General features: G+C 42.3%; 19 protein-coding genes. 13 read left to right on the top strand and 6 right to left on the bottom strand.

All coding sequences use genetic code 11. The annotated features are described in order from the left end of the window. Positions 1-176 precede the first annotated feature (176 nt). A complete protein-coding gene (locus H2O73_RS01935; protein ID WP_182105971.1) occupies positions 177-731 on the top strand; it encodes a hypothetical protein in 555 nt (184 codons plus the stop codon). 32 nt (positions 732-763) lie between these two features. Here the strand turns inward: H2O73_RS01935 and H2O73_RS01930 are convergent, their stop codons facing one another. Further along, positions 764-1,600 carry an AraC family transcriptional regulator gene (locus tag H2O73_RS01930; protein ID WP_182105969.1) on the bottom strand — a complete coding sequence of 279 codons (837 nt, stop codon included), beginning with the start codon at positions 1,598-1,600 and terminating at the stop codon, positions 764-766. 22 nt (positions 1,601-1,622) lie between these two features. After that, complete coding sequence (locus H2O73_RS01925) at positions 1,623-2,216, bottom strand: LysE family translocator (RefSeq protein ID WP_182105967.1); 594 nt, start codon at positions 2,214-2,216, stop codon at positions 1,623-1,625. Positions 2,217-2,585: 369 nt separating this feature from the next. Here H2O73_RS01925 and H2O73_RS01920 point away from each other — a divergent pair, with 369 nt between their 5' ends. Both H2O73_RS01920 and H2O73_RS01915 read left to right on the top strand, forming a co-directional pair. Then, the gene (locus H2O73_RS01920) at positions 2,586-3,128 is read left to right on the top strand and encodes an NAD(P)H-dependent oxidoreductase (protein WP_182105965.1); all 543 of its coding nucleotides are present in this window, start codon (positions 2,586-2,588) and stop codon (positions 3,126-3,128) included. A 6-nt stretch (positions 3,129-3,134) separates the two neighbouring features. Beyond that, complete coding sequence (locus H2O73_RS01915) at positions 3,135-4,340, top strand: NupC/NupG family nucleoside CNT transporter (RefSeq protein WP_182105963.1); 1,206 nt, start codon at positions 3,135-3,137, stop codon at positions 4,338-4,340. Positions 4,341-4,401: 61 nt separating this feature from the next. Here H2O73_RS01915 and H2O73_RS01910 read toward each other — a convergent pair whose 3' ends face one another. Next, positions 4,402-5,082 (bottom strand): Crp/Fnr family transcriptional regulator, encoded by a 681-nt coding sequence (locus tag H2O73_RS01910; RefSeq protein WP_182105961.1) that lies wholly within the window; start codon positions 5,080-5,082, stop codon positions 4,402-4,404. A 303-nt stretch (positions 5,083-5,385) separates the two neighbouring features. On the opposite strand from H2O73_RS01910, the gene H2O73_RS01905 reads away from it, so the two are divergent. From H2O73_RS01905 to gltS, 4 genes are all read left to right on the top strand, one after another. Further along, on the top strand, positions 5,386-6,117 hold the full coding sequence (locus H2O73_RS01905) for a nucleoside phosphorylase (protein WP_182105959.1): 732 nt from the start codon (positions 5,386-5,388) through the stop codon (positions 6,115-6,117). Positions 6,118-6,422: 305 nt separating this feature from the next. Then, entirely contained in the window at positions 6,423-8,027 is a 1,605-nt protein-coding gene (locus tag H2O73_RS01900) for an ABC-F family ATPase (RefSeq protein WP_182106910.1), read from the top strand. Between the two features lie 131 nt (positions 8,028-8,158). Further along, a complete protein-coding gene (locus H2O73_RS01895) occupies positions 8,159-8,569 on the top strand; it encodes a VF530 family protein (RefSeq protein WP_182106908.1) in 411 nt (136 codons plus the stop codon). A 410-nt stretch (positions 8,570-8,979) separates the two neighbouring features. Continuing rightward, positions 8,980-10,206, top strand: a complete 1,227-nt coding sequence (gene gltS / locus H2O73_RS01890; RefSeq protein WP_182105957.1) for a sodium/glutamate symporter — start codon at positions 8,980-8,982, stop codon at positions 10,204-10,206. Positions 10,207-10,384: 178 nt separating this feature from the next. On the opposite strand, the gene H2O73_RS01885 is transcribed toward gltS, so the two are convergent. Then, entirely contained in the window at positions 10,385-10,807 is a 423-nt protein-coding gene (locus tag H2O73_RS01885) for a DUF3010 family protein (RefSeq protein ID WP_182105955.1), read from the bottom strand. A gap of 316 nt (positions 10,808-11,123) precedes the next feature. On the opposite strand from H2O73_RS01885, the gene H2O73_RS01880 reads away from it, so the two are divergent. From H2O73_RS01880 to H2O73_RS01865, 4 genes are all read left to right on the top strand, one after another. After that, positions 11,124-11,681 carry a cytochrome b/b6 domain-containing protein gene (locus H2O73_RS01880; protein ID WP_246335813.1) on the top strand — a complete coding sequence of 186 codons (558 nt, stop codon included), beginning with the start codon at positions 11,124-11,126 and terminating at the stop codon, positions 11,679-11,681. 930 nt (positions 11,682-12,611) lie between these two features. After that, positions 12,612-13,997, top strand: coding sequence for a tryptophanase (locus tag H2O73_RS01875; RefSeq protein ID WP_182105953.1), 1,386 nt, complete (start codon positions 12,612-12,614; stop codon positions 13,995-13,997). Positions 13,998-14,067: 70 nt separating this feature from the next. Next, positions 14,068-15,474 carry a sodium-dependent transporter gene (locus H2O73_RS01870; protein WP_182105951.1) on the top strand — a complete coding sequence of 469 codons (1,407 nt, stop codon included), beginning with the start codon at positions 14,068-14,070 and terminating at the stop codon, positions 15,472-15,474. Positions 15,475-15,653: 179 nt separating this feature from the next. After that, complete coding sequence (locus H2O73_RS01865; RefSeq protein ID WP_182105950.1) at positions 15,654-17,033, top strand: hypothetical protein; 1,380 nt, start codon at positions 15,654-15,656, stop codon at positions 17,031-17,033. 9 nt (positions 17,034-17,042) lie between these two features. Here the strand turns inward: H2O73_RS01865 and H2O73_RS01860 are convergent, their stop codons facing one another. After that, positions 17,043-17,936: a LysR family transcriptional regulator gene (locus H2O73_RS01860; protein ID WP_182105948.1), complete on the bottom strand. Its 894-nt coding sequence runs from the start codon at positions 17,934-17,936 to the stop codon at positions 17,043-17,045. A 107-nt stretch (positions 17,937-18,043) separates the two neighbouring features. Between H2O73_RS01860 and H2O73_RS01855 the strand changes: the two genes are divergently transcribed. Both H2O73_RS01855 and H2O73_RS01850 read left to right on the top strand, forming a co-directional pair. Then, positions 18,044-18,574 carry a nuclear transport factor 2 family protein gene (locus H2O73_RS01855; RefSeq protein ID WP_182105946.1) on the top strand — a complete coding sequence of 177 codons (531 nt, stop codon included), beginning with the start codon at positions 18,044-18,046 and terminating at the stop codon, positions 18,572-18,574. A gap of 146 nt (positions 18,575-18,720) precedes the next feature. Further along, a complete protein-coding gene (locus H2O73_RS01850) occupies positions 18,721-19,254 on the top strand; it encodes a peroxiredoxin-like family protein (protein WP_182105944.1) in 534 nt (177 codons plus the stop codon). Between the two features lie 123 nt (positions 19,255-19,377). On the opposite strand, the gene H2O73_RS01845 is transcribed toward H2O73_RS01850, so the two are convergent. Next, the gene (locus H2O73_RS01845) at positions 19,378-20,394 is read right to left on the bottom strand and encodes a helix-turn-helix transcriptional regulator (protein ID WP_182105942.1); all 1,017 of its coding nucleotides are present in this window, start codon (positions 20,392-20,394) and stop codon (positions 19,378-19,380) included. Positions 20,395-20,426: the final 32 nt, after the last annotated feature.

The following is a 20,426-nucleotide window of genomic DNA, read 5'->3' as shown; positions in this document are numbered from 1 at the left end:
ATAATAGCCGTTGGTTGTGGTAATTTGGCGTTTATTTGTCTTGGAAATATAAACGCATTTTGATACAAATATGAATACTCTGACACTAAAGTTATTTGATATGATCTTAGTTGCTATGCTTAGTCCTAGTTTGGAATATATAAGCATTGTTAATACTTATATATCAAGGATGTAATATGAATCATATAAGAGTTAAAGGACTAATACAGCGAAAAGGCGCTAGTCAAATCGAAATTGCAAGGAAGAACAAAGACTCCAAATTATACTATGATTTTATCGATATTGTTGATGACAACGGTGACGAAACCCGGTTACACAAGGTTAGCGTATATAACAACTTAAACGCATTGCTTGTGATTGGTGAAGAAGTTGAAGTGTTGGTGTGTAACCTGAAGAAAGAGACAGAGGTTGTTGGTGTAAAAAATCAGCATAGACAAGAAACAATTTTTAATAATATTAGCTATAAAAACTATCTGACACGACATAAATATATGGTCTTAGGTTTTTATTTATTTGTTGTAGCAATGTTTTTTGTTTCTATGATTATTACTGGAGATATTGCATTTTGGTTAGTGTCTATCTCGGCGATTATATTTATTTACACTACAATGTTGACGCTTGGATTATTTGAGAGGTTGTTTGTAAAACGTCATATGCGAGATTTATTAGATAAATACGAGTTTAATGACGTTTATTTTACAGTAATAACACCAGATGGTATGCGTAAGTAGCTCAACGGTAGGTAAGTAACGAGGCTCACTATTTAAAGATCAACAAAATGAGATTGGTAGAATTTTGGTGTTACTGAGAGCTTACGTTTAAAGTGACGCTGGAAATGAGCTTGGTCTGAAAACCCTAATAATAAAGCTACTTCGGCGATTTTCTGCCCGCGTTTAAGCATATGTTTGGATCGTTTGATCTTTTCATCCATCAAGTATGCGTGAGGTGGTAAGCCAAACTGGTTTTTGAATGAGCGGATCAGTTGGTAGCGGCTAATCCCCGCTTCTTGCGCTAATTGATCGAGCTGATGCTGTGCATCTACTTCATCGAGCAACTTTTCCCTTACACGAAGTAGGCTAGCGGCTTGATCGATCCTTACGCTATTTTTACTTGGTGATTTAGCAAAGCTTGATTCAATAAAATTGTAAAAACTCACTTCAGTTTCTAGCGTGCTGCCCCCTGCTTGTAGGGCATTGAATAGTGCGATGAATCTTTGTTTTAGCTCTAGGCTGCGATCAAAGTCAGCGAGAAATGGCAGATAGTCGATGTGTTGCTGAGGTAAGATTTCACTTTGAATCTGCCCCATCTTTAGCGTATCAACAAACAGCATTCGATAAGACCACGCATTACTTTTATCACTGCCTAAATCAGGGTTACAGGAGTGAACATCAGCGGGGTTTATTGTGACAACGTCACCTTGTGAAATGCGGTGAGTCTGTTTTCGATTCCGATAATCCGCTACACCATGGTCAATGATGCCGAACGAAAACTCATCATGAGAATGGGATTCATAGCAAGCAGAGCTTTGATTGGCGATCCGAAGCTCTACCCATGGTAATAAGGTGCTTTGTTTAAAAGTGACACTAGTATCTGATTTCATGTTCCTTCACGATTTCATCAAATTATATCCATATCATCGTTGCGCTAGCAGCCAGTAGCACTGCCATTACCCGATTAAACTGTCGTTGTCGCACGGCATTATTCAGGTATTTCGATAATGCTGTTCCCATCACCGCCCAAATACCAACGCCAATAAGGCAAAGGATCAACGAGACTAAAGTGAATAGTGCTAGTGAAAACGACTGATCTTCATGACCAATAACATACAGGCTAACACCGGACATGGCGACTAACCAAGCTTTTGGGTTGAGTATTTGGGTTAAGGCTCCAACAAAAAAGCCAGCCGAGGCGTGTTTTGATGACTTCAAAGAAGAAGTGGGGGCGGAATAGATTTTATAGGCAAGGTATAAGATAAAGACACTGCCTAAAATCTGCATCGTGAGCTCCAGTTTAGGCAGCACACTGGTCGCCGTATTAACTGCACTGCCAGTGATAAACACCACCAGAGCGTAGGCAAAAGACGCTCCGCTAACATATCGAGCCGCGGAGTATAGCCCATGGTTCATTGAGACGCTGGTCGCCATGATATTCACGGGTCCAGGGGTTACAGAGCCGACAAAAGCAAAAACGACCATGGCAAAGACTAAGTTGTGCATTATTTAATTCCTCATTGCTTGGTGCAATTTAGCAGTGATGAATTGGGCAGTATTGAACGATATTGCGCACAGTGGCTTTGCTGCAGTGTAGATGCCAGAGTTTAGATATCTGCTTGTTTGGACCGTAATCTCGTTAGGTGCGAGGGCGTGGATTGCTAGGTGAGAACTAGATTTCACCGAATTTCGAAATTTTTGACCTAGTCCCTTACTGGAGGGACTTTTGTCCTCTTATTCTTATCAAGTCAGCGTTATCATTTTCATCAGAGTTATCAATATAACAATAGATGCGGATCTTCTTGTTTGTATCACTAACCATTTTGAATACACGTAAAGCAAGAACAAAAGCACGAACAAAAATAGGTTTTTTTCATGAACGTACTCGTGATCAACGGACACCCTAATTTAGACAAATCTTTTGCTAATGCAGAAATTCTCAAGCTGCTTGCACAGCGTTGTGATTGGCAAATCGCCCACGCGGCGGATTTTGCTGGCGACATTAAAGCGGAGCAGCAACGCCTGTTAGATGCTGAGCTGGTGGTTGTGCAATTTCCACTTTACTGGAGTACGTTCCCTTCTGTGATGAAAGAGTGGATAGATGACGTTTTCACCTATGGCTTCGCTTTCGGTCCAGAAGGTAGCCAGCTCAAAGGTAAGAAACTGCTGTTTTCAATCACTGCGGGTGCGACGGCGGAGTCTTATTCAGAGTCGGGCTTTAACTTTATGCCACTGGAGTGCTATCAGCGCGCTTTTGAACATGCCTTTAAAGCTGCGGAGATGAATATCATCGATACCGTAGTGACATTTGAAATGAACGCCATTCCTGAAGAGGGCGGTGATGTCGACAAAACCATTTCGCTCGCTCATCAACATGTTGACCAAATCATTAACGCTGTAAACGCTCACATCGGATAAATTATTATGTTGCAATCTATACTTGGTATCGCCGTTCTTCTCGGTGTGGGTTTCTTATGCTCTGAAAATAGAAGTCAAATCAGTTGGCGCGCCGTTGTTGGCGCGTTCGCTATCATCCTAATTGTTGCCGGTTTTGTATTGGCAACTGAGGCGGGGGCTGATGTGTTGCTCGCGGTTTCAAATGGCGTGGGAACTGTCTTTAACTATGGTACAGAAGGCATTAAGTTTGCGTTTGGTAACTTGGTGAATTTCAGTGTGGATGGCATTGGCTTTGTTTGGGCTTTACAAGTTCTGCCTCAAATTATTTTCACCGCCTCGCTAACTTCTTTACTTTACTACATGGGCATCATGCAGTGGTTTGTTCGCATTATCGGCGGCGGCTTGCAGTTGGTGCTCGGCACTTCTCGCGCTGAATCAATGAACGCAGCAGGTAATATTGTGTTGGGTCAAACCGAAGCGCCGCTTTTGGTAAAGCCGTTCCACCGTGTGCTGACGCGTGCACAGATCTTCGCCATTATGGTCGGTGGTCTTTCTTCCATTGCTGGTTCAATTCTGGCGGGTCTTGCTGGTATGGGTGTTGGCATTAACTACTTGGTTATGGCGTGCTTTATGTCTGCGCCAGCGGGTTTGATGTTTGCAAAACTGATCATCCCAGAAACAGAAGTCACGATTGATGAAGTGCCGGAGTTACCAGATAACGAAAAGCCAACCAGCTTTATTGATGCTGTTGCAAAAGGGGCGATTGCTGGTACGTCAATTGCGGCGATTGTCGGTGCGGTGATCATCTCATGTATCGGCTTGATGGCATTGCTTAACGGTGGACTGGGCGCTCTGGGTAACTACATCGGTTTTGAAGGCTTGACCGTTGATGTGATTCTCGGCTTCTTCTTCTCACCAGTCGCATGGCTGATTGGTGTTCCTTGGAGTGAAGCGATGGACGCGGGTGCATTCTTAGGACAAAAAATTGCGCTTAATGAGTTCGTTGCGTTTGCAAGCATGGGTGCGGTTGATTTAAGTGAGCGTACCACCGCAATTATGACGATTGCATTGTGCGGTTTTGCCAATATTGGTTCGGTAGCAATGGTATGTGGTGCTCTTAGTACCATGATCCCTGAGCGCGCTGGTGTGATTGGCAAGTTGGGAATGAAGGTACTGCTTGCTGCAACATTGGCGAACTTAATGAACGCGGCGATTGTTAGCTTGTTCGTCTAATTTCTAAGGTATTACTAGTAACGCCACATTGCAGTTTGCAGGTGGCGTTTTTTTGTGGTGACTACTCATACGTATCGAGAAAAGCCTTCAGTGTTTGCTCATCGACAATTTCCAACCCACTCTCACCTTTGCGGATCAGTTCTTTATCCATCAGTGCTTTTACTGCGCGGCGATAAACGCGCCCAGAGGTGCCAAAACGCTCCGCTTCTTGATTGACTTTATTAAAGCCACATAGCGGTGGGTTCTCTTGTTGCTGCATCAACAAATCATAGGCAATGTTGTAAGTGATAGGGTGTAGCAAGCGATTGGTGTAGATGTCGAGTGAATCTTGATAATCATCAGCGAGTGCAGAGGCAAAGAAAAACAGCATTTCAGGTTGTTGATGGAGCCTCTCTGTGAGCTTTTTAATGCAAATAATATCTACCTGCATTTGCTCATCTGCCATTACGCTCCATTGACATGGCGTTTCGGTGAAAAATTCCATCTCACCAAAAATATGATCGTCGCAGTTTGCTTCTCCAAGTTGAAAGCGGCGTCCGTTAACCGCCAAAATACTCATTGAAACACGCCCTGCCGGCACGACATAGATATGCTCCAATGGTTGACCTTGCGTCAAAATTGCTTGCCCGGCGTTAAAGTAGCAACTACCTACTTGGCATTGATAGATCAACTCTCGAAACGCAGTACTTTTGTTATTGAGCAAGGCTTTAAAACGACCCGTTGGCGACGGTTTAATTCTCATAGTTCTCTCATGTTTTCCCGTAAATGGATAACCAACTAGCGGTATCTCCGTTTGGTATTTTCCACAACGGTTTTTCTATTTTGATACCAGTCACATATCATAGTGAAACCCTGCTATCACCACGATTTAAAAGCACTTTAGTAGGACAAAAGTCCTCATGCTCTAAGGCGAAACCCTCTTAAGATTGGCGTAGTTTAAACACATTATGGCAAGACTTCGATATGACCCGAGTAAAAAGTGACGACTCACTTAAGTTGCGCTGTCATGTCTGCTGTCTGAATACAAGAATAAGAGGATCAATCCATGCTCAAACAACCTCATATTGGTGTCGACAAAACCCAAGTCGCCCCATTGGTTATTGTTTGCGGCGAGCCTGACCGTGCCAACCGTATTGCTGCGCTGTTTGATTGTGCAGAAATGGTGTCGCAAAACCGTGAATATCGTCTTTTTACAGGCAAATACAAAGAGGTACCGGTGTCTGTATGCAGTACGGGTATTGGTGCGCCCTCAATGATCATTGCTGTTGAAGAACTTAAGCAATGCGGAGTGACTCATGTTGTCCGTGTTGGTTCTGCAGGGGCGATGCAAGCCAGCATTCAACTTGGTGAGTTAATCGTGGCAGAAGGTGCCGTGCGTGATGAAGGCGGCTCAAAAGCTTATGTTGATGCCGCGTATCCAGCATATGGCAGTTTCTCGTTATTGAAAGCATTACACGATTACTTGTCTGGTCAATCCACCCCGCATCATTTTGGTGTTGTACGCTCGCACGATAGCTTTTACACCGACGACGAAGAGTCTATTTGCCAATATTGGAATAAGAAGGGTGTTCTTGGCGCCGATATGGAAACTTCTGCGCTATTTGCTGTTGGTCGTCTTCGAGGGCTTTATGTGGCGTCGATTTTGAACAATGTCGTGCTTTACCAACAAGATGTTAAACAAGGCGTCGACCAATATGTCAATGAAGCAAAATGTATGATGGACGGTGAAAAGCAAGCCTCGTTAGCCGCATTAGAAGCTTTGATTGCTCAGCAGTAGCGCGTCAAGAAAGATAGCGATGTTGCGTACAACAGGGTCCGATGCGACCCTGTTTTTCTTGATGGCAAAGACTAAGTTAAATATTGATTGATTTCTCCTCGCTTGGTGCAATTTCGCAGCGATGGGATAGCTTGTTTCCGTGATTTTTATTTCAAGGAATATGGTCAATATTTAAGTGATCTATATCACCTTTAATTCGAATCATATAGAATAGCGCCCTTATCCAATTTGACCTTTTAAAACAGTATCTCGAAAGTAAATTAAGAGCTTGTTATTAAAAGAAAATTTACTTCGAGGACAGGGTTATCATAAGTACAAATAACATCACCATGCAGTTTGGCGCCGAGCCATTATTTGAAAATATTTCAGCAAAGTTCGGCAACGGCAACCGTTACGGTCTAATTGGTGCCAATGGTTGTGGTAAATCAACCTTCATGAAAATTCTTAGTGGTGCACTAACGCCAAGCTCGGGCAACGTCTCTATTACACCAGGACTAAAGCTGGGTGTATTGAGCCAAGATCAGTTCGCATTTGAGAAATATTCCGTGATTGATGCAGTGATCATGGGTGACCGCAAACTGTGGGAAGTGAAGCAAGAGCGTGAACGCATTTACTCATTACCTGAAATGAGTGAAGAAGACGGCATGAAAGTGGCGGAACTTGAAAGCGAATTCGCCGAAATGGACGGCTACACAGCAGAAGCTCGTGCTGGGGATATTTTGCTGCAAGCGGGTATTGAAGAAGAGCTTCATTTCGGTCTGATGCAACAAGTCGCGCCTGGTTGGAAGTTGCGTGTGCTATTGGCACAAGCTTTGTTTGCAAACCCAGATATCTTGTTGCTTGATGAACCAACCAACAACTTGGATATTCATACCATCAACTGGTTGGCTGAAGAGTTGAACCAACGTAAGTGTACGATGATCATCATCTCGCATGACCGTCACTTCTTGAACTCTGTATGTACTCACATGGCTGACATCGACTACGGTGAATTGCGTATTTACCCAGGTAACTATGAGTACTTCCTTGAAGCATCGGGTCTGCGCCGTGAGCAGTTACTTGCATCAAACGCTAAGAAAGCCGCTGAAATTAGTGAACTACAAGACTTTGTTAACCGTTTTGGTGCAAACGCGTCAAAAGCAAAACAGGCAAGTTCACGTGCTAAGAAGATGGATAAAATCCAACTTGATGAAGTGAAATCAAGTAGCCGTATCAGCCCATCAATTGATTTTGGTGAAGGTAAAAAACTACACCGTCTAGCGCTTGAGCTGCAAGATCTGGCGCACGGCTTTGATGGTGAAACTCTGTTTAGTGGTGGTAACTTATTGTTAGAAGCTGGCACACGTTTAGCTATTATTGGTGAAAACGGTGTCGGTAAAACGACATTGCTGCGTTGCCTTGTTGGTGAGTTGGAACAGACTCAAGGCGTGGTTAAGTGGTCTGAAAATGCATCTGTTGGTTACTGTCCGCAAGATAGTACTGCCGATTTTGATAACGACCTGACCATCTTTGAGTGGATTTCACAATGGCGCACAGTTAAGCACAATGACCTAATGGTGCGCGGTATTTTAGGCCGTCTATTGTTTACTGCAGATGATGCGAACAAGAAAGCGAAAGATTGCTCAGGTGGTGAGAAAAACCGCTTAATCTTTGGTAAGTTGATGATGCAAGACATTAACGTTCTTATTATGGATGAACCGACCAACCACATGGATATGGAAGCGATTGAAGCACTAAATAGTGCATTGAGTGTTTACCAAGGTACGCTAATCTTTGTTAGCCATGACCGTGAGTTTGTGTCTTCTCTGGCAACATCAATTATTGATGTTAAAAGTAAGCAACTGATTAATTTCCAAGGTACTTTTGATGAGTACATGGCGCATCAGCAAAAGGTACTGAACGCGGCTTAATCAGTGCAGCGAGAACCAGATACATTGAGATAGACTGCCAAGTAAATTGTATTTGGCAGTGATGAATTAACACCGAGTGGTTGCGGTAAAGCATGCTACTCAAGACGAAGGAAAGTTTCATGACAGAACATATGTCAGATGAACTACGCATTGAATTGCAGCAAAATAACCCACTGCACGGTCTTAAAATTGAAGACATGATCCAGCAGTTGGTTGACCATTATGGTTGGGAAATTCTTGATGCCGCAATGCGTATGAATTGCTTCAATACTAAGCCAACGGTTGCAAGTAGCGTTAAATATTTGAAGAAAACGGAATGGGCGAGAGAGCGTGTAGAAAACTTTTACCTGTATCGTTTCAAGCGTATGCCTAAAGCGTCTGATTATGAGTACAACTTGCCACCACGTGCGCGCACATTTCCTCACGGTCTGAAACCGCGTGAGCCGATGGAGCTTACGGTTGAGTCTATTTTGCTTTCTCAAGCGAAAGCCGCTTCAGCACACAAAGAGCGTTCATCAAAAGGTCGCTACAACCGTCGCTAGTTGATTTTTATTGTTAGAGTACTAACTAAAAAGCCAAGCCAATCTGAGCTTGGCTTTTTTTATGCTGTAAATTGCTTACCAATCTCTCATTAAGTACCGATTTATCCCGCTAATTTTTATAATTTCCTTTCTGTTTTACGAAGGTTTTCAGGCTCTCTGCGCGATATTTTTGCATCTTGATCACGTAATCTCAGTGCTTTATTAGGCTTGTCAAGAATAAATTTGAGATGAAAATTCTCGCTATGTGAAAATTAAACCTCAGCAATCTGCCTTTAATTCTTAAATGATGGGAAAAAGAGTTGGATTGAGTCTGGTAATGTAACTCCGCAACAGGCAACCTGACCGGCAGAGATACAGCTCACAGTTTGAGTTCGAAGCTCTCTGTGTGAGAAAACGGAACAAGAGGATTTATGAATCAGGTTATATCGGTAGGCCCACAGGAGTCATTTTTAGTCGCTATCTGCGTATTGTTTTTAGGTCAGTTTATTAATTCAAAATTTCCTGCATTAAAAAAATTCAATATTCCTGAACCCATTGTAGGTGGTTTGATTGTGGCGTTCGCCATTACCACTATGCATTTTAATGGCGTTGACTTGGCTTTCGACCTGCCGTTACAAAACACATTTATGTTGATGTTTTTTGCGACCGTTGGTTTAGCGGCAAACTACACTCAGTTGGTGAAAGGCGGCGCAAAAGTATTCGTCTTTCTAGCGATTGCATCCGTTTATATTCTAATTCAGAACGCGATTGGTGTGTCATTGGCAAGCCTATTGGGCTTAGATCCATTAATGGGATTAATTGCTGGCTCAATTACTCTATCTGGCGGGCATGGCACTGGTGCGGCATGGTCGCAAACTTTCCAAGATGTGTACGGTTTGGATAACGTATTAGAAATTGCCATGGCATCGGCTACGTTTGGTCTAGTTGCTGGTGGCATTATGGGGAGTCCGGTAGCACAGCGTCTGATTTTGAAGAAAAGACTGGTCTCAAAATACGGCTGTTCTAACCAGAGTCACAAAGAGTTCCCTGAGTTGGTTACATACAACGAGCATGAAGAAGATCGTGTAACTGCGAAAAAGGTTGTCGAAGGTTTGGCGCTCATCATGCTCTGTGTGACTGGTGCAGATTATTTGGAAGGCTGGGTAAGTTCATTTGGTATCAAATGGCTGATGATTCCTGACTTTGTATATGCGCTATTTATTGGTGTGGTGATCACCAACATTTTGGAAGTGACCAAAGTACGTAAGTTAGACCTAGAGACTATCGATATCCTAGGTACAGTTTCGTTATCCTTATTCTTAGCAATGGCATTAATGAGCCTGAAACTGTGGAACATCTTCGATCTAGCGATTCCGTTCCTTATCATCCTAGTGATTCAATCGATGATTCTAGCGGTGTTTGCTTACTACATTACTTTCCGTCTAATGGGTAAAGATTATGATGCAGCGGTTATTGCCAGCGGACACTGTGGTTTTGGTTTAGGTGCTACGCCTACCGCAGTTATGAACATGGGTTCAATTGTGAACCGTAATGGTCCATCGCCTCAAGCATTTATGGTTGTCCCGATTGTGGGTGCGTTCTTTATCGACATCGTGAACCTCGTCATTCTACAAGGTTGGATTGCGTTCATTCGCTAATTGCACGTATAAAGTAAACGACGCGACACAAAAGAAAAGCCAGTCATCTAATGACTGGCTTTTCTTATTAAAGGGGAAAACTTTTCCGCTTTCTGTTTAGCTGCAAACATTAAAGAGCATGGCGATTAAGCGTATGTCTCTTAATCATGGTCAGGCAATGTGTAAGCTTGCTACCCAATTAGTTCATTATGCATGCATAAGCAACAAGAAACGCAGGTTCTTGGTATTGCTTTAGACCCGTTTCTTTAAATGGTACCGCAAGAGGGTTTCGTTTTAGGCGCTCTTTGATTTCTGTTGCCGAAATTACATCAACTGGAAGACCTTCGATCAACTGAATAGCCGCTTCTAATTTAAAGCCAACTGCACCACCAGCAAACTTACCTTTTGTTTGACGTTGGCGGATCACAACTCTGTCGATTTGGTAGTCTTGCATCAATTTAGCGAACGCAAACTGGAAGTCTTTCATTTTTTGAGTGTCGTTTGCATCACCTATAGATACTTTAGCCACTCTGCAATCAGGAATGGTAAATACACCATCAGAAAGTGTTAGAAGGCTTACAACAGCATCATTACCACTAATATCAACACCACAAATTTTCATTTCATTACCCTGTCTTTGATGAACCGATAATTATACGGTGCGTTGTCGTTGTGCACCAGCACGGGGTTTGCTTGCGTGTACAAATACATCTTATTGGTACACCGTTCGAGCGAATCTGAGCGAGACAACATTTAGTTTAGTTGGGGTTGTGAGCATCCTAGCTGAGTATACCGCACAAAAGTGGGCAATTAGGTTACGGGTAAACGCATAGCATCGTGTGTTAGAAGGCGTATTCTCCTAGTGAGATAACGCGAGCCGAGGCAGCCGCGATACTGTCTTTGTTTGTATTGGTACTGTCAGCATAGAAGAATACATTATGGCATTGTCACGTTTAAAAGACGGAGTTGATGAATTGTTTGTCAAACTCCCAATAGCCGAAAAAGTGTTGCATGCATTTGTTTTTGTTTGGGTGCTTGCCCAGATAATTTCGTCAAATTTCATGCATGTTCACACCACCACTTTGTGGCAGAACATTAACCTTGTAGCGAAAGCCCATGTTTATGCTGGTTTGCTTTTAGTGCCAATCACCTTGGTCTTTTGCTATAAGGTTCTCAAGCGCCGCAAACTGGGCGATATGTACCCATGGTTATCTGGTAATTTCACGCAAATCAAAGAGGACCTTAAAACGCTTCGCTCGTTTAAGTTGGTAGAATCTCATCCGTCCGGTATTGCGGCAACGGTTGAAGGTTTAGGTTTGCTCGCTTTATTACTTGCTCTAGTCACGGGGACCTTGTGGTATTTCAGTGCCAGTTCATCGGGTATTAGTCCGGAACTGCTAGAGATCCATAAAACCAGTGTTGGATTAATTGAAACTTACTTCTATGCCCACGGCGCTATGGCTATATTGCACCAATATACATTGGTGGCGTATTAATAGTGCGCAATAAATATGAGTATTATTAATAGCTTGTTTATCTATATAGAGATTTACGATTATGTGGGAAACCATCAGCGATAAGACTAAGTAAGTTAATTAAAACTGAAGCGTTATATCGTTTTAATTAAAAAGCGTATTTAAAATACTACCTTGATCACAAATGATTACGATGCCTATGTACTTTGAAAATAGATCAGTCAATAATGATTTCAACTTGTTACTTTATTGCGTTATTAACCTTTTATATAGGCTCGTGATATGAACATTAACTTCAAACTAAAATCTACTTTGCAATCGCGTCTATTGATCGATTGGTATACCACTGACTTTAAATTCTCTTCTCGATTGACTTCAGAAAAATCTGCATAACCATCTGTTTCACAACAATATAATAGCATTATCTGCCTGTGTGTAAGATTGTTTTATTAGAAGTTCAAACATTGTAGAACGTCGTCTATATGCTTGTTTTTCTTACTTTTAAAACTCTTATACAACTACATTGAATGATTACAACTCTTATCTGTTGTTGTCATCATATGTAATGGCATATTAAAGATAGTCGTCTATTTTTGTCTCGTGAAACCCCCAAAATACAATTTTATTATTCCATGAGTTTATTATGTTTTGTTGCATATTAAACATGGGTTTACTCATGCTTAATTAAAATTATTCAATTAAATTGCTGCAGCTTTCGTTAGTAATATTACGAAGGTAATAGTGATTGTAAATATATCATTTAAGAACAAATGGCTATTTATATTCTTTAAAAGCAATTAATGATGTAGATGATCGTTCTAAGAGTTCTAGCGAACAATAACGTTATTGTACTTTTGTAACTATAAAGCGTTAGTCGATTTTAATAGAACATTTTGAACGACAATTTATACCTAATGTAAATTGTAATTTTCTGTACGAAAGGAGTTATACATGAGATTTATGACAGCTGAACCATTCCGTATCAAAATGGTTGAAAACCTAAAAAAAACCACTAAAGCACAGCGACAAGAATTTCTAAAAGAAGCTGGATACAATGCTTTTAAAGTGAAAGCAGAAAATGTTTATGTTGACTGTATTACTGACAGTGGAACGTCAGCAATGAGTACCGAGCAGTGGGCTGCAATGATGAAGGGTGATGAATCCTACGCAAGTTGCAAAAGCTTTTTCCATTTAGAGGCTTCGGTTCAAGATATTTTTGGTATGCCTTTTGTTCAGCCGACTCACCAAGGTCGTGCGGCCGACCTAATTATGGCCAACCTGTACGCTAAAAAAGGTAAGTACGCTATCGGGAATATGCACTTTGATACTTTCCGTGGCAACGCTGAGATTATGGGGGCATTGGCAGCTGATTTAGTCATTGATGAAGGTCTTGATACCGCAAGCGCTGCACACCCATTTAAAGGCAACATGGATACAGCAAAAGTCACTCGACTGATTGCCGAAAAGGGTGTTGAAAACGTCTCTGTTATCATCATGACGATCACTTGTAACAACAACGGTGGTCAACCTGTATCAATGCAAAATATTCGTGAAACCAGCGAAATTGCTAAAGAATTTAATATCCCATTTATCATCGACTGCGCGCGTTATGCAGAGAACGCTTATTTCATTCAGCAACGTGAGCCTGGTTATGCAGATACACCGATTATCGAGATAGCGAGAGAAATGTTCTCCTACTGTGAAACTGCAGTAATGAGCTCGAAAAAAGATGGTTTGGTCAATATGGGCGGTCTATTTGTTACTCGTAATGAGGCAATCTTCGCGGCTGCGCAACAATTGACTATCGCTCGAGAAGGTTTCATTACTTACGGCGGTATGTCAGGGCGAGATTTGGAAGCTCTAGCTGTTGGTCTTTATGAAGGTATCGATCAAGATTACCTTGAATACCGCATCAATCAGGTTAAGTACTTAGGTGATAGACTGAAAGAAAAGGGTATCCCTATTGTTGAACCGACTGGCGGGCACGGCGTTTACGTTGACGGTCGTCGTTTCTTCCCAAATATCCCGCAGCATGAATTCCCATCTCAACGCTTGGTTGTTGCTTTATATGAAGAAGCTGGCGTTCGATGTGTAGAGTTAGGTGCTTGTGCATTTGGTTCTAAGGACCCAGTGACGGGTAAAGATGTTATGCCTGCTCTTGAGATCATGCGTATTGGTATTTCACGTCGAGTTTATACCAATAATCACCTTGACGTTATCGCTGAAGCCTTAGGCTACATCTATGAAAACAGGGATTCGTATAAAGGGATGAAGCTTGTTTATGAAGCTGAGATCACCTCGCTACGTCACTTCACTGCCGGATTTGAGATGTTGTAGAGCGCATTAAAGAGAGAGTGTTTTCACTCTCTCTTTTTGTAAATACTGTATAGATTAGTGAGGTATTAGCATGGAAAATACTACACAAGCTACACCGCAAGAGGCACAGACGACGCCACAAGAACACGACGCTCCACAAGCTCGCGAAAAATGGAATTCGAACCTAGGGTTTGTTCTTTCCTCAATTGGTGGGGCAATTGGTCTTGGTGCCGTTTGGATGTTTCCCTTTACCGTTGGTATGTATGGAGGGGCCGCATTCTTATGTGTCTATCTACTAGCACTTCTTTTTATATCTACCCCCATTTTAATTACTGAATTTGCCATTGGGCGCAGAACAGAACTTAACTACGTTTCCGCTCTTAAAAAATTGTTTCCAGGAAAACGCTACCATTTCGTGGGATATGCGGGTTTGCTGGTAATGATCATTGTATTGTCTTTCTATATTGGGATATCAGGATGGACAATCGCGTACTTCTTTAAATCTGTCACGGGTTCATACAATGGTATGGAGTCTGCGCAGGTTATTGAGAGTTTCGGCACCTTCCTCAACGAACCTTATACTCTTGTATTTTGGGAGTTCTTGATGATGGTGTTAACCGTTGGAGTTCTGACAAAAGGAATCCAAAACGGGATAGAAAAACTGTGCAAAATCCTTATTCCTGCACTGTTTGTTATGATCATCATTCTTGTGGTCAATGCTTTGCAATTACCAAACGCGCATCTTGGACTTGAATTCTATCTCTTACCTAAATTTTCAGCATTAACACCCGAGGCTATTCTAGCCGCAATTGGATTGGCATTTTTTACATTAGGGATTGGTGTGGGGAACATGGTGGCTTACGGCAGTTACATGGGTAAGGACCAAGCGATCACGAGCAGTTCAATCTACATTATTTTGGGTAACCTACTGATTGCATTCTTGATGGGGTTAATCATTTTCCCAAGCGTGTTCTCTTTCGGTATAGAACCAGAAGCTGGTCCTCCATTAGTGTTTATCGTTCTTCCTACCATCTTCGCAAATATGCAGTTTGGGATGGTGTTCGCGACAATCTTCTTCCTTGCACTGTTCTTTGCCTGTTTGACGACCACAATTGCACTCTTGCAAGCGATCATCATTTACTTTACCGATGAGCTTAAATGGACTCGCAATAAAGCCCTCGCAATTATAGGTACGGCTATCTTTATCCTTGGTATTTTCCAAGTACTCTCGTTTGGTCCGATAGCACACATCAAACTGTTTGGCATGAGTATTTTTGACCTATCAAACTATTTCGTTTCAAACATATTGCTACCGGGCAGTGGACTTGTGATGGTGTTACTTATTGGATGGTTTAGTGACCCAAATGATCTGCTCGCGGAGATCAACACCGGAAAGGGGATGAAAATCAAGACGGTATATATTGTCACCATTAAATACGTGACGCCGGCTGCTCTGATACTGGTATACCTACAATCATTAGGCTTTATTAAGTTTTAACGTTCGACCTTAAACCACCTACGCATGTAGGTGGTTTTCTTCATGGTGAGAGCTTGTACTTTGAGTTCTGTCACAGCGTGGAGTGATAGCAGGGGCGGGCGGTAATTTCCGATTTCTCTTTGTGAGCTAACCGATCATAATTTTGCCAATACTCATGGCAAATCAAGAAGCTCTATCCAATGAACAAAGCCTCACATCTCATTTTCGATGGTCTGCACCGTAATCAAGCTCAAAACCCTTATACGTTTTTTGGTGAAGGATGCAGCCCGACGATTCTCGATAAGCTGGTTAAGTTTTTTAATAAATATAGTGATGAGTTCGAAGAGATCACGGTTTCGTGCTACCTGTTCAATAATCTGATTTTGGCGAATGAATTGCGAAAATTAGCAAGCTCGGGGGTAACAGTGAATGTGGTCTCTATTCCTCTTGAAGGCTATGACCTTACAGCGGCGAGTAGCAACGATTTCTACTCCTTCTTCACTAACGCATCTTGTATTCCAATGCAGACATCGCGCAGCAAAGCCGATTTTGCGCAGAGAATATATCAACATTGCCAAGTCGGTAATGGCATGAATTTTCACATCTTTGACCATGTGTATCTACGCTCTGCATCAGTGAAAGAATTTTCTAGAGGCAGAGTGCCATTTAGTCTTCATATCAAAAGTATGTTGATTCAAATGCGAGATGGGGCTAGTTATAGCGTACTGACTTCGTCAAATTTGGCACTGAGAGATTTAGTCAAAGAAGAGTTGTGTTTGATTGTTAAAAACAGCGCTGATGATTATGCATATAGCCAGTTTTTCTATCAGCAACTGATGGCGAGATCAAAGCACATTAGTGGAGTGAACTTAAATGTTGAGACAAACTACTCTCATTACCGAGAGCAATTTGAACCGGTAGATCAACAAGTCATCAGCGCAGCGTCATCCCCTGAAAGTGCATCTAGAAAGGTACATTTTACCGCGCCATTTTTGCCAAACTCGAATCGAGATATTGAAGCCATCATTAAGCAGAAAATTGCGTCTGCTAAACGACGAGTGATTCTCTGTGCCCAGCATATCAATACATTTGATGATGAGCTTAAACACGCGATGAGAGCATCAAATGGCAATTTGAATATTCAGATCCTATCGCAGACTTACGTGGATGAAACCTTAGAGGAGGAGTCTAACGGAGGGCGATATCCGAAATATTTTGTACGAGTTTCGGGTAAGCGAGTCCCTACGCGAGTGCCATCAAACAAAAAGAGTTTCTTAGAGTTCATTGCACGAATAAAAGGTCAGTTACTGTGCCAATACTTTGTCAACCAAGATGTGCATTTGAAATTCATCGTCGTCGATGATGATGTCATTATCTCAACAGGTAACTTCACTCAAACGCAGTTTGTCTTTGAACCAATCAATATCCCTAAATTTGAGAATTTTGTAGGCTCATACCAAGGTACTTTTTCTGAAGTGAATAGTTATTACATTGAGCAGAATGCTGCTGAGCTTGCGAAAGAGTTAGAGCAGCACTTTACACGCTTGGTTGGCTTAAAAGGTACCTTACAAGTGATGTGATTGTCCTTTTTATGCTTGTTCGCTAGACAGTTTTTGTTTTAAAAAGTCGACAAAGCATCTCACTTTAAGTGGTACATAGCGATTTTGCGGGTAGATGGCGTTAAATGGTAAGTTCTGCCCTGCAAAGTCGGACAAAACTTGCTGTAAGCGCCCTGAGTCTAGGTGTTCTTTCACCATCCAAATCGGCATTTGAACCAACCCCATCCCTGTTAATGCAACCTCGAGCAGTACATCGCCATTATCACTTTTAAAATTGCCATTTACGGGCACAGAATATTGGGTGTCTTGACGATTGAAATGCCACACATTGATCGATTGCAGTTGCGAATAAACCAAACAGTTATGTTGTTTTAGTTCATCTGGATGCTGAGGTTCGCCATGTTTGGCTAAATAATCAGGAGAGGCGAGCAATAGCATGTGGTTATCAAAAAGGTGCCTGGCAATAAGCGAAGAATCTTCGAGTTTTCGTGCTCGAATCGCCACATCTATGCCTTCGCTGATCATATCGATGTGCTTATCACTCAACGATAGATCCACTTTAATCTCAGGATAGTGCGAAAAAAATTCAGCTATGAGTGGGGCGATAACTAGACGCCCAAAGGCAATGGGAGCCGCTATACGGATTACGCCTTGTGGTAGGGCGACTTCCGAGCGCGCTTTTGCTTCAGCTTCGTCGAGTTCATTTAAAATATCGACACAAGTTTGGTAATACAAAGCACCAGATGGGGTCAGAGTATGATCGCGGCTACTGCGAGTAAGTAGCTTTACGCCAATTAACTTCTCTAGCGCGGCGACTTTCTTACTGATGGTGGTTTGAGAGGAATTCATCTCTCTGCCTGTCGCGGAGAAGCTACCCGTTTGTACCACTCGAACAAACGCGCGCATTGCACTTAGTTGGTCCATATTAACATCAATTATTCCAAAAACGCATAGTTGGTATGAACTCTAGCATAGTTTTAGTCGTTTTTGTTTGTGTCTAAGATACATCCCAACACAACGAGGAGTGACTTATGAACATGCAACAAAAACTACAAATTATGCTGGATAAGCAAGACATCACTGAGGTGATCTTCCAACATGCACGCTCTCTAGACCGTATGGATGCAGAGCTAATGAAATCGACTTATTGGGAAGATGCGATTGAAGATCATCAAGATCCCATTTTCCCTGATTTGTTTTTCTACAATGATAACGCCCATGCCTTTGTTGACCCAGCTATGGAAGGCTTTAAAGCACTCAAAATTACTCAGCACCGTATTAGTAACGTTTTGATCAATGTTGATGGTGATACTGCAACTGCTGAAAGCTACGTGTGGGCATACCACGTACATGAAGAAGATGGCGTAGATAAAGAAGGCATTTTAGGTGGGCGCCATTGGTACAAGTTTGAGCGACGTGACGGGATCTGGAAGATGAACCATCGCATGACTGCTTTTGATTGGAACCAGAACCAAGAAGCAAGCGCTGTTTGGTCGCCTAAATTTGAAGACAGATATGTAGGTAAGCGTGACAAAACAGATGGGAGTTACCAGTACGTTTAATCTTTGGTAACAGTGATACCGCAGATGTCGGTGTCACTGGGTATTTGAGTATTGGCTTTCAAACTTAAGCTATGCTTTATTGCAGTATATAGAGAGCCAATCGTCGTTTGCTGGCTGTTGAATAAGGGCTAGCAACGGAGGAGCAGATGATGACAACAAAATTTAAAGCGGGCGAGATCTTTCCTGATATTGAGTTAGCAACTCTTGAGGGTTCAACCATCAAGCTTGGACAACCTCAAGATGGCGCCAGCTGGCGGCTAGTGGTGATCTACCGTGGTAAACATTGCCCACTGTGTACTCGTTATTTGAAAGAGCTTGAAACCTTACGTGAGCAGTTCATAGAGATGGGTGTTGATGTGGTTGCCGCTTCGGCAGACAGCCATGCTCAGTTGAGTGCCCATATGGCGGATCTTACACTCCAATTCCCTATTGCTTATGGCTTAACGGTAGAGCAGATGAAAGTACTCGGCGTGTATATTTCTAACCCTCGCTCTGAGCAAGAAACCGATCATCCATTTGCCGAACCGGGTTTGTTCGTTGTGAATGATCAAGGGCAAGTGCAAATCGTCGATATTTCAAATGCACCTTTCGCTCGACCTGATCTGAAAACCCTATTGTCGGGCATTGGGTTTATCCGTAATCCAGCAAACCATTATCCGATTCGCGGTACTTACCAGTAGCATTAATCTTCGATTCTCTCTGTTGAGAATCAAAGGGGAGGCGTATTGTGATAAGGAATAATTGAAACCAAGCTAGGTGAAGTCACACAACTCTGTGGTCGGTTAGTTTAAATGCTTGATAGGTTAGCCAATTTTCTTTGGTGAGTCGCCAGTCCAACGTTTAAATGCTCGACTAAAGGCGCTTGAGTCAGAAAATCCCATTTCGTGGGCGATGTGGGTGACGCTCGCATTTTGTTGATTGAGCATTTTCAGGCTTTGTTCTAAGCGGTACTTGTCATAAAGGCGTCGAAAACTGACGCCTTGTTGTTGTAGTTTTCGATTTAACGTTCGGGCACTCATATAGAGTTCTAGAGCCACCTTCTCTAAGGTGATATCGGTTACTTGTTTGCGTTTAAATACGTCATTAACTTTGAAAATAATACTATTTTCTAATGTATTTGTAGTTTGTTTTTCTGCCAATATTTTCAGCTGTTCGTGGAGTTCGGGGTTCGTTTGGCGGTGTACTTTGTCGATAAGTTCCTTGCTGAAGAGAAAGTATCTAGCTGGGTAACCTTGCTTGAGTTCAATATTGAATACTTGTTCGAATACTGCAGTCACTTCTTCCCCTATGGTGATCTTATTGATATGCACAGGCAAACATAGCTTTGGGGCTTTTAAATAGCGTCGAATAAGCTTGAGGATAACGCTTAAATAGAGCCCTAGACTCAAATGAATCGCTAAGGTGATTTCATCAGCAAACTCATGGGTGACGACCCAGAGTTCTAATTCTCCCTTTTCTGTCTCTCGACTGAAAATTTTTAACAACGGGTGAATATGGACTGAGTATCGACATAACAAGTCGCAAAAAGAACCGAGTGTGGGTGCGGTGAGAATGGCGAGTACTGGTGCGCCTATTTCCAGTTCATCAAAAGCGTCACCAGCGCGGTTGAGGAGATCAACAAGATCAGCACCATAGCGCTGATAGTACTGAGTAACCGCGAGCTCGACTTGGTATACTGAGATCGAATCAGCTGCGCATAACGCGGCGTATTGAATGTCTCCCCCCCATATATCTGCACTGTTTTCGATCTTATCTTGTATCGCTGAATCTAGAATGTTGAACCAAAAAATGGGGAGTTGGGTACTGTAGTCCGTTGCCATAAATACTCGCTAGCTAGTGCGTCCGTTCAGTT

Origin of the sequence: Vibrio marinisediminis, assembly GCF_014050145.1 — a bacterium.
GTDB lineage: Bacteria > Pseudomonadota > Gammaproteobacteria > Enterobacterales > Vibrionaceae > Vibrio > Vibrio marinisediminis.
Note: the sequence above shows the minus strand (reverse complement) of the source record. Positions and strands in the feature narration are given on the sequence as shown.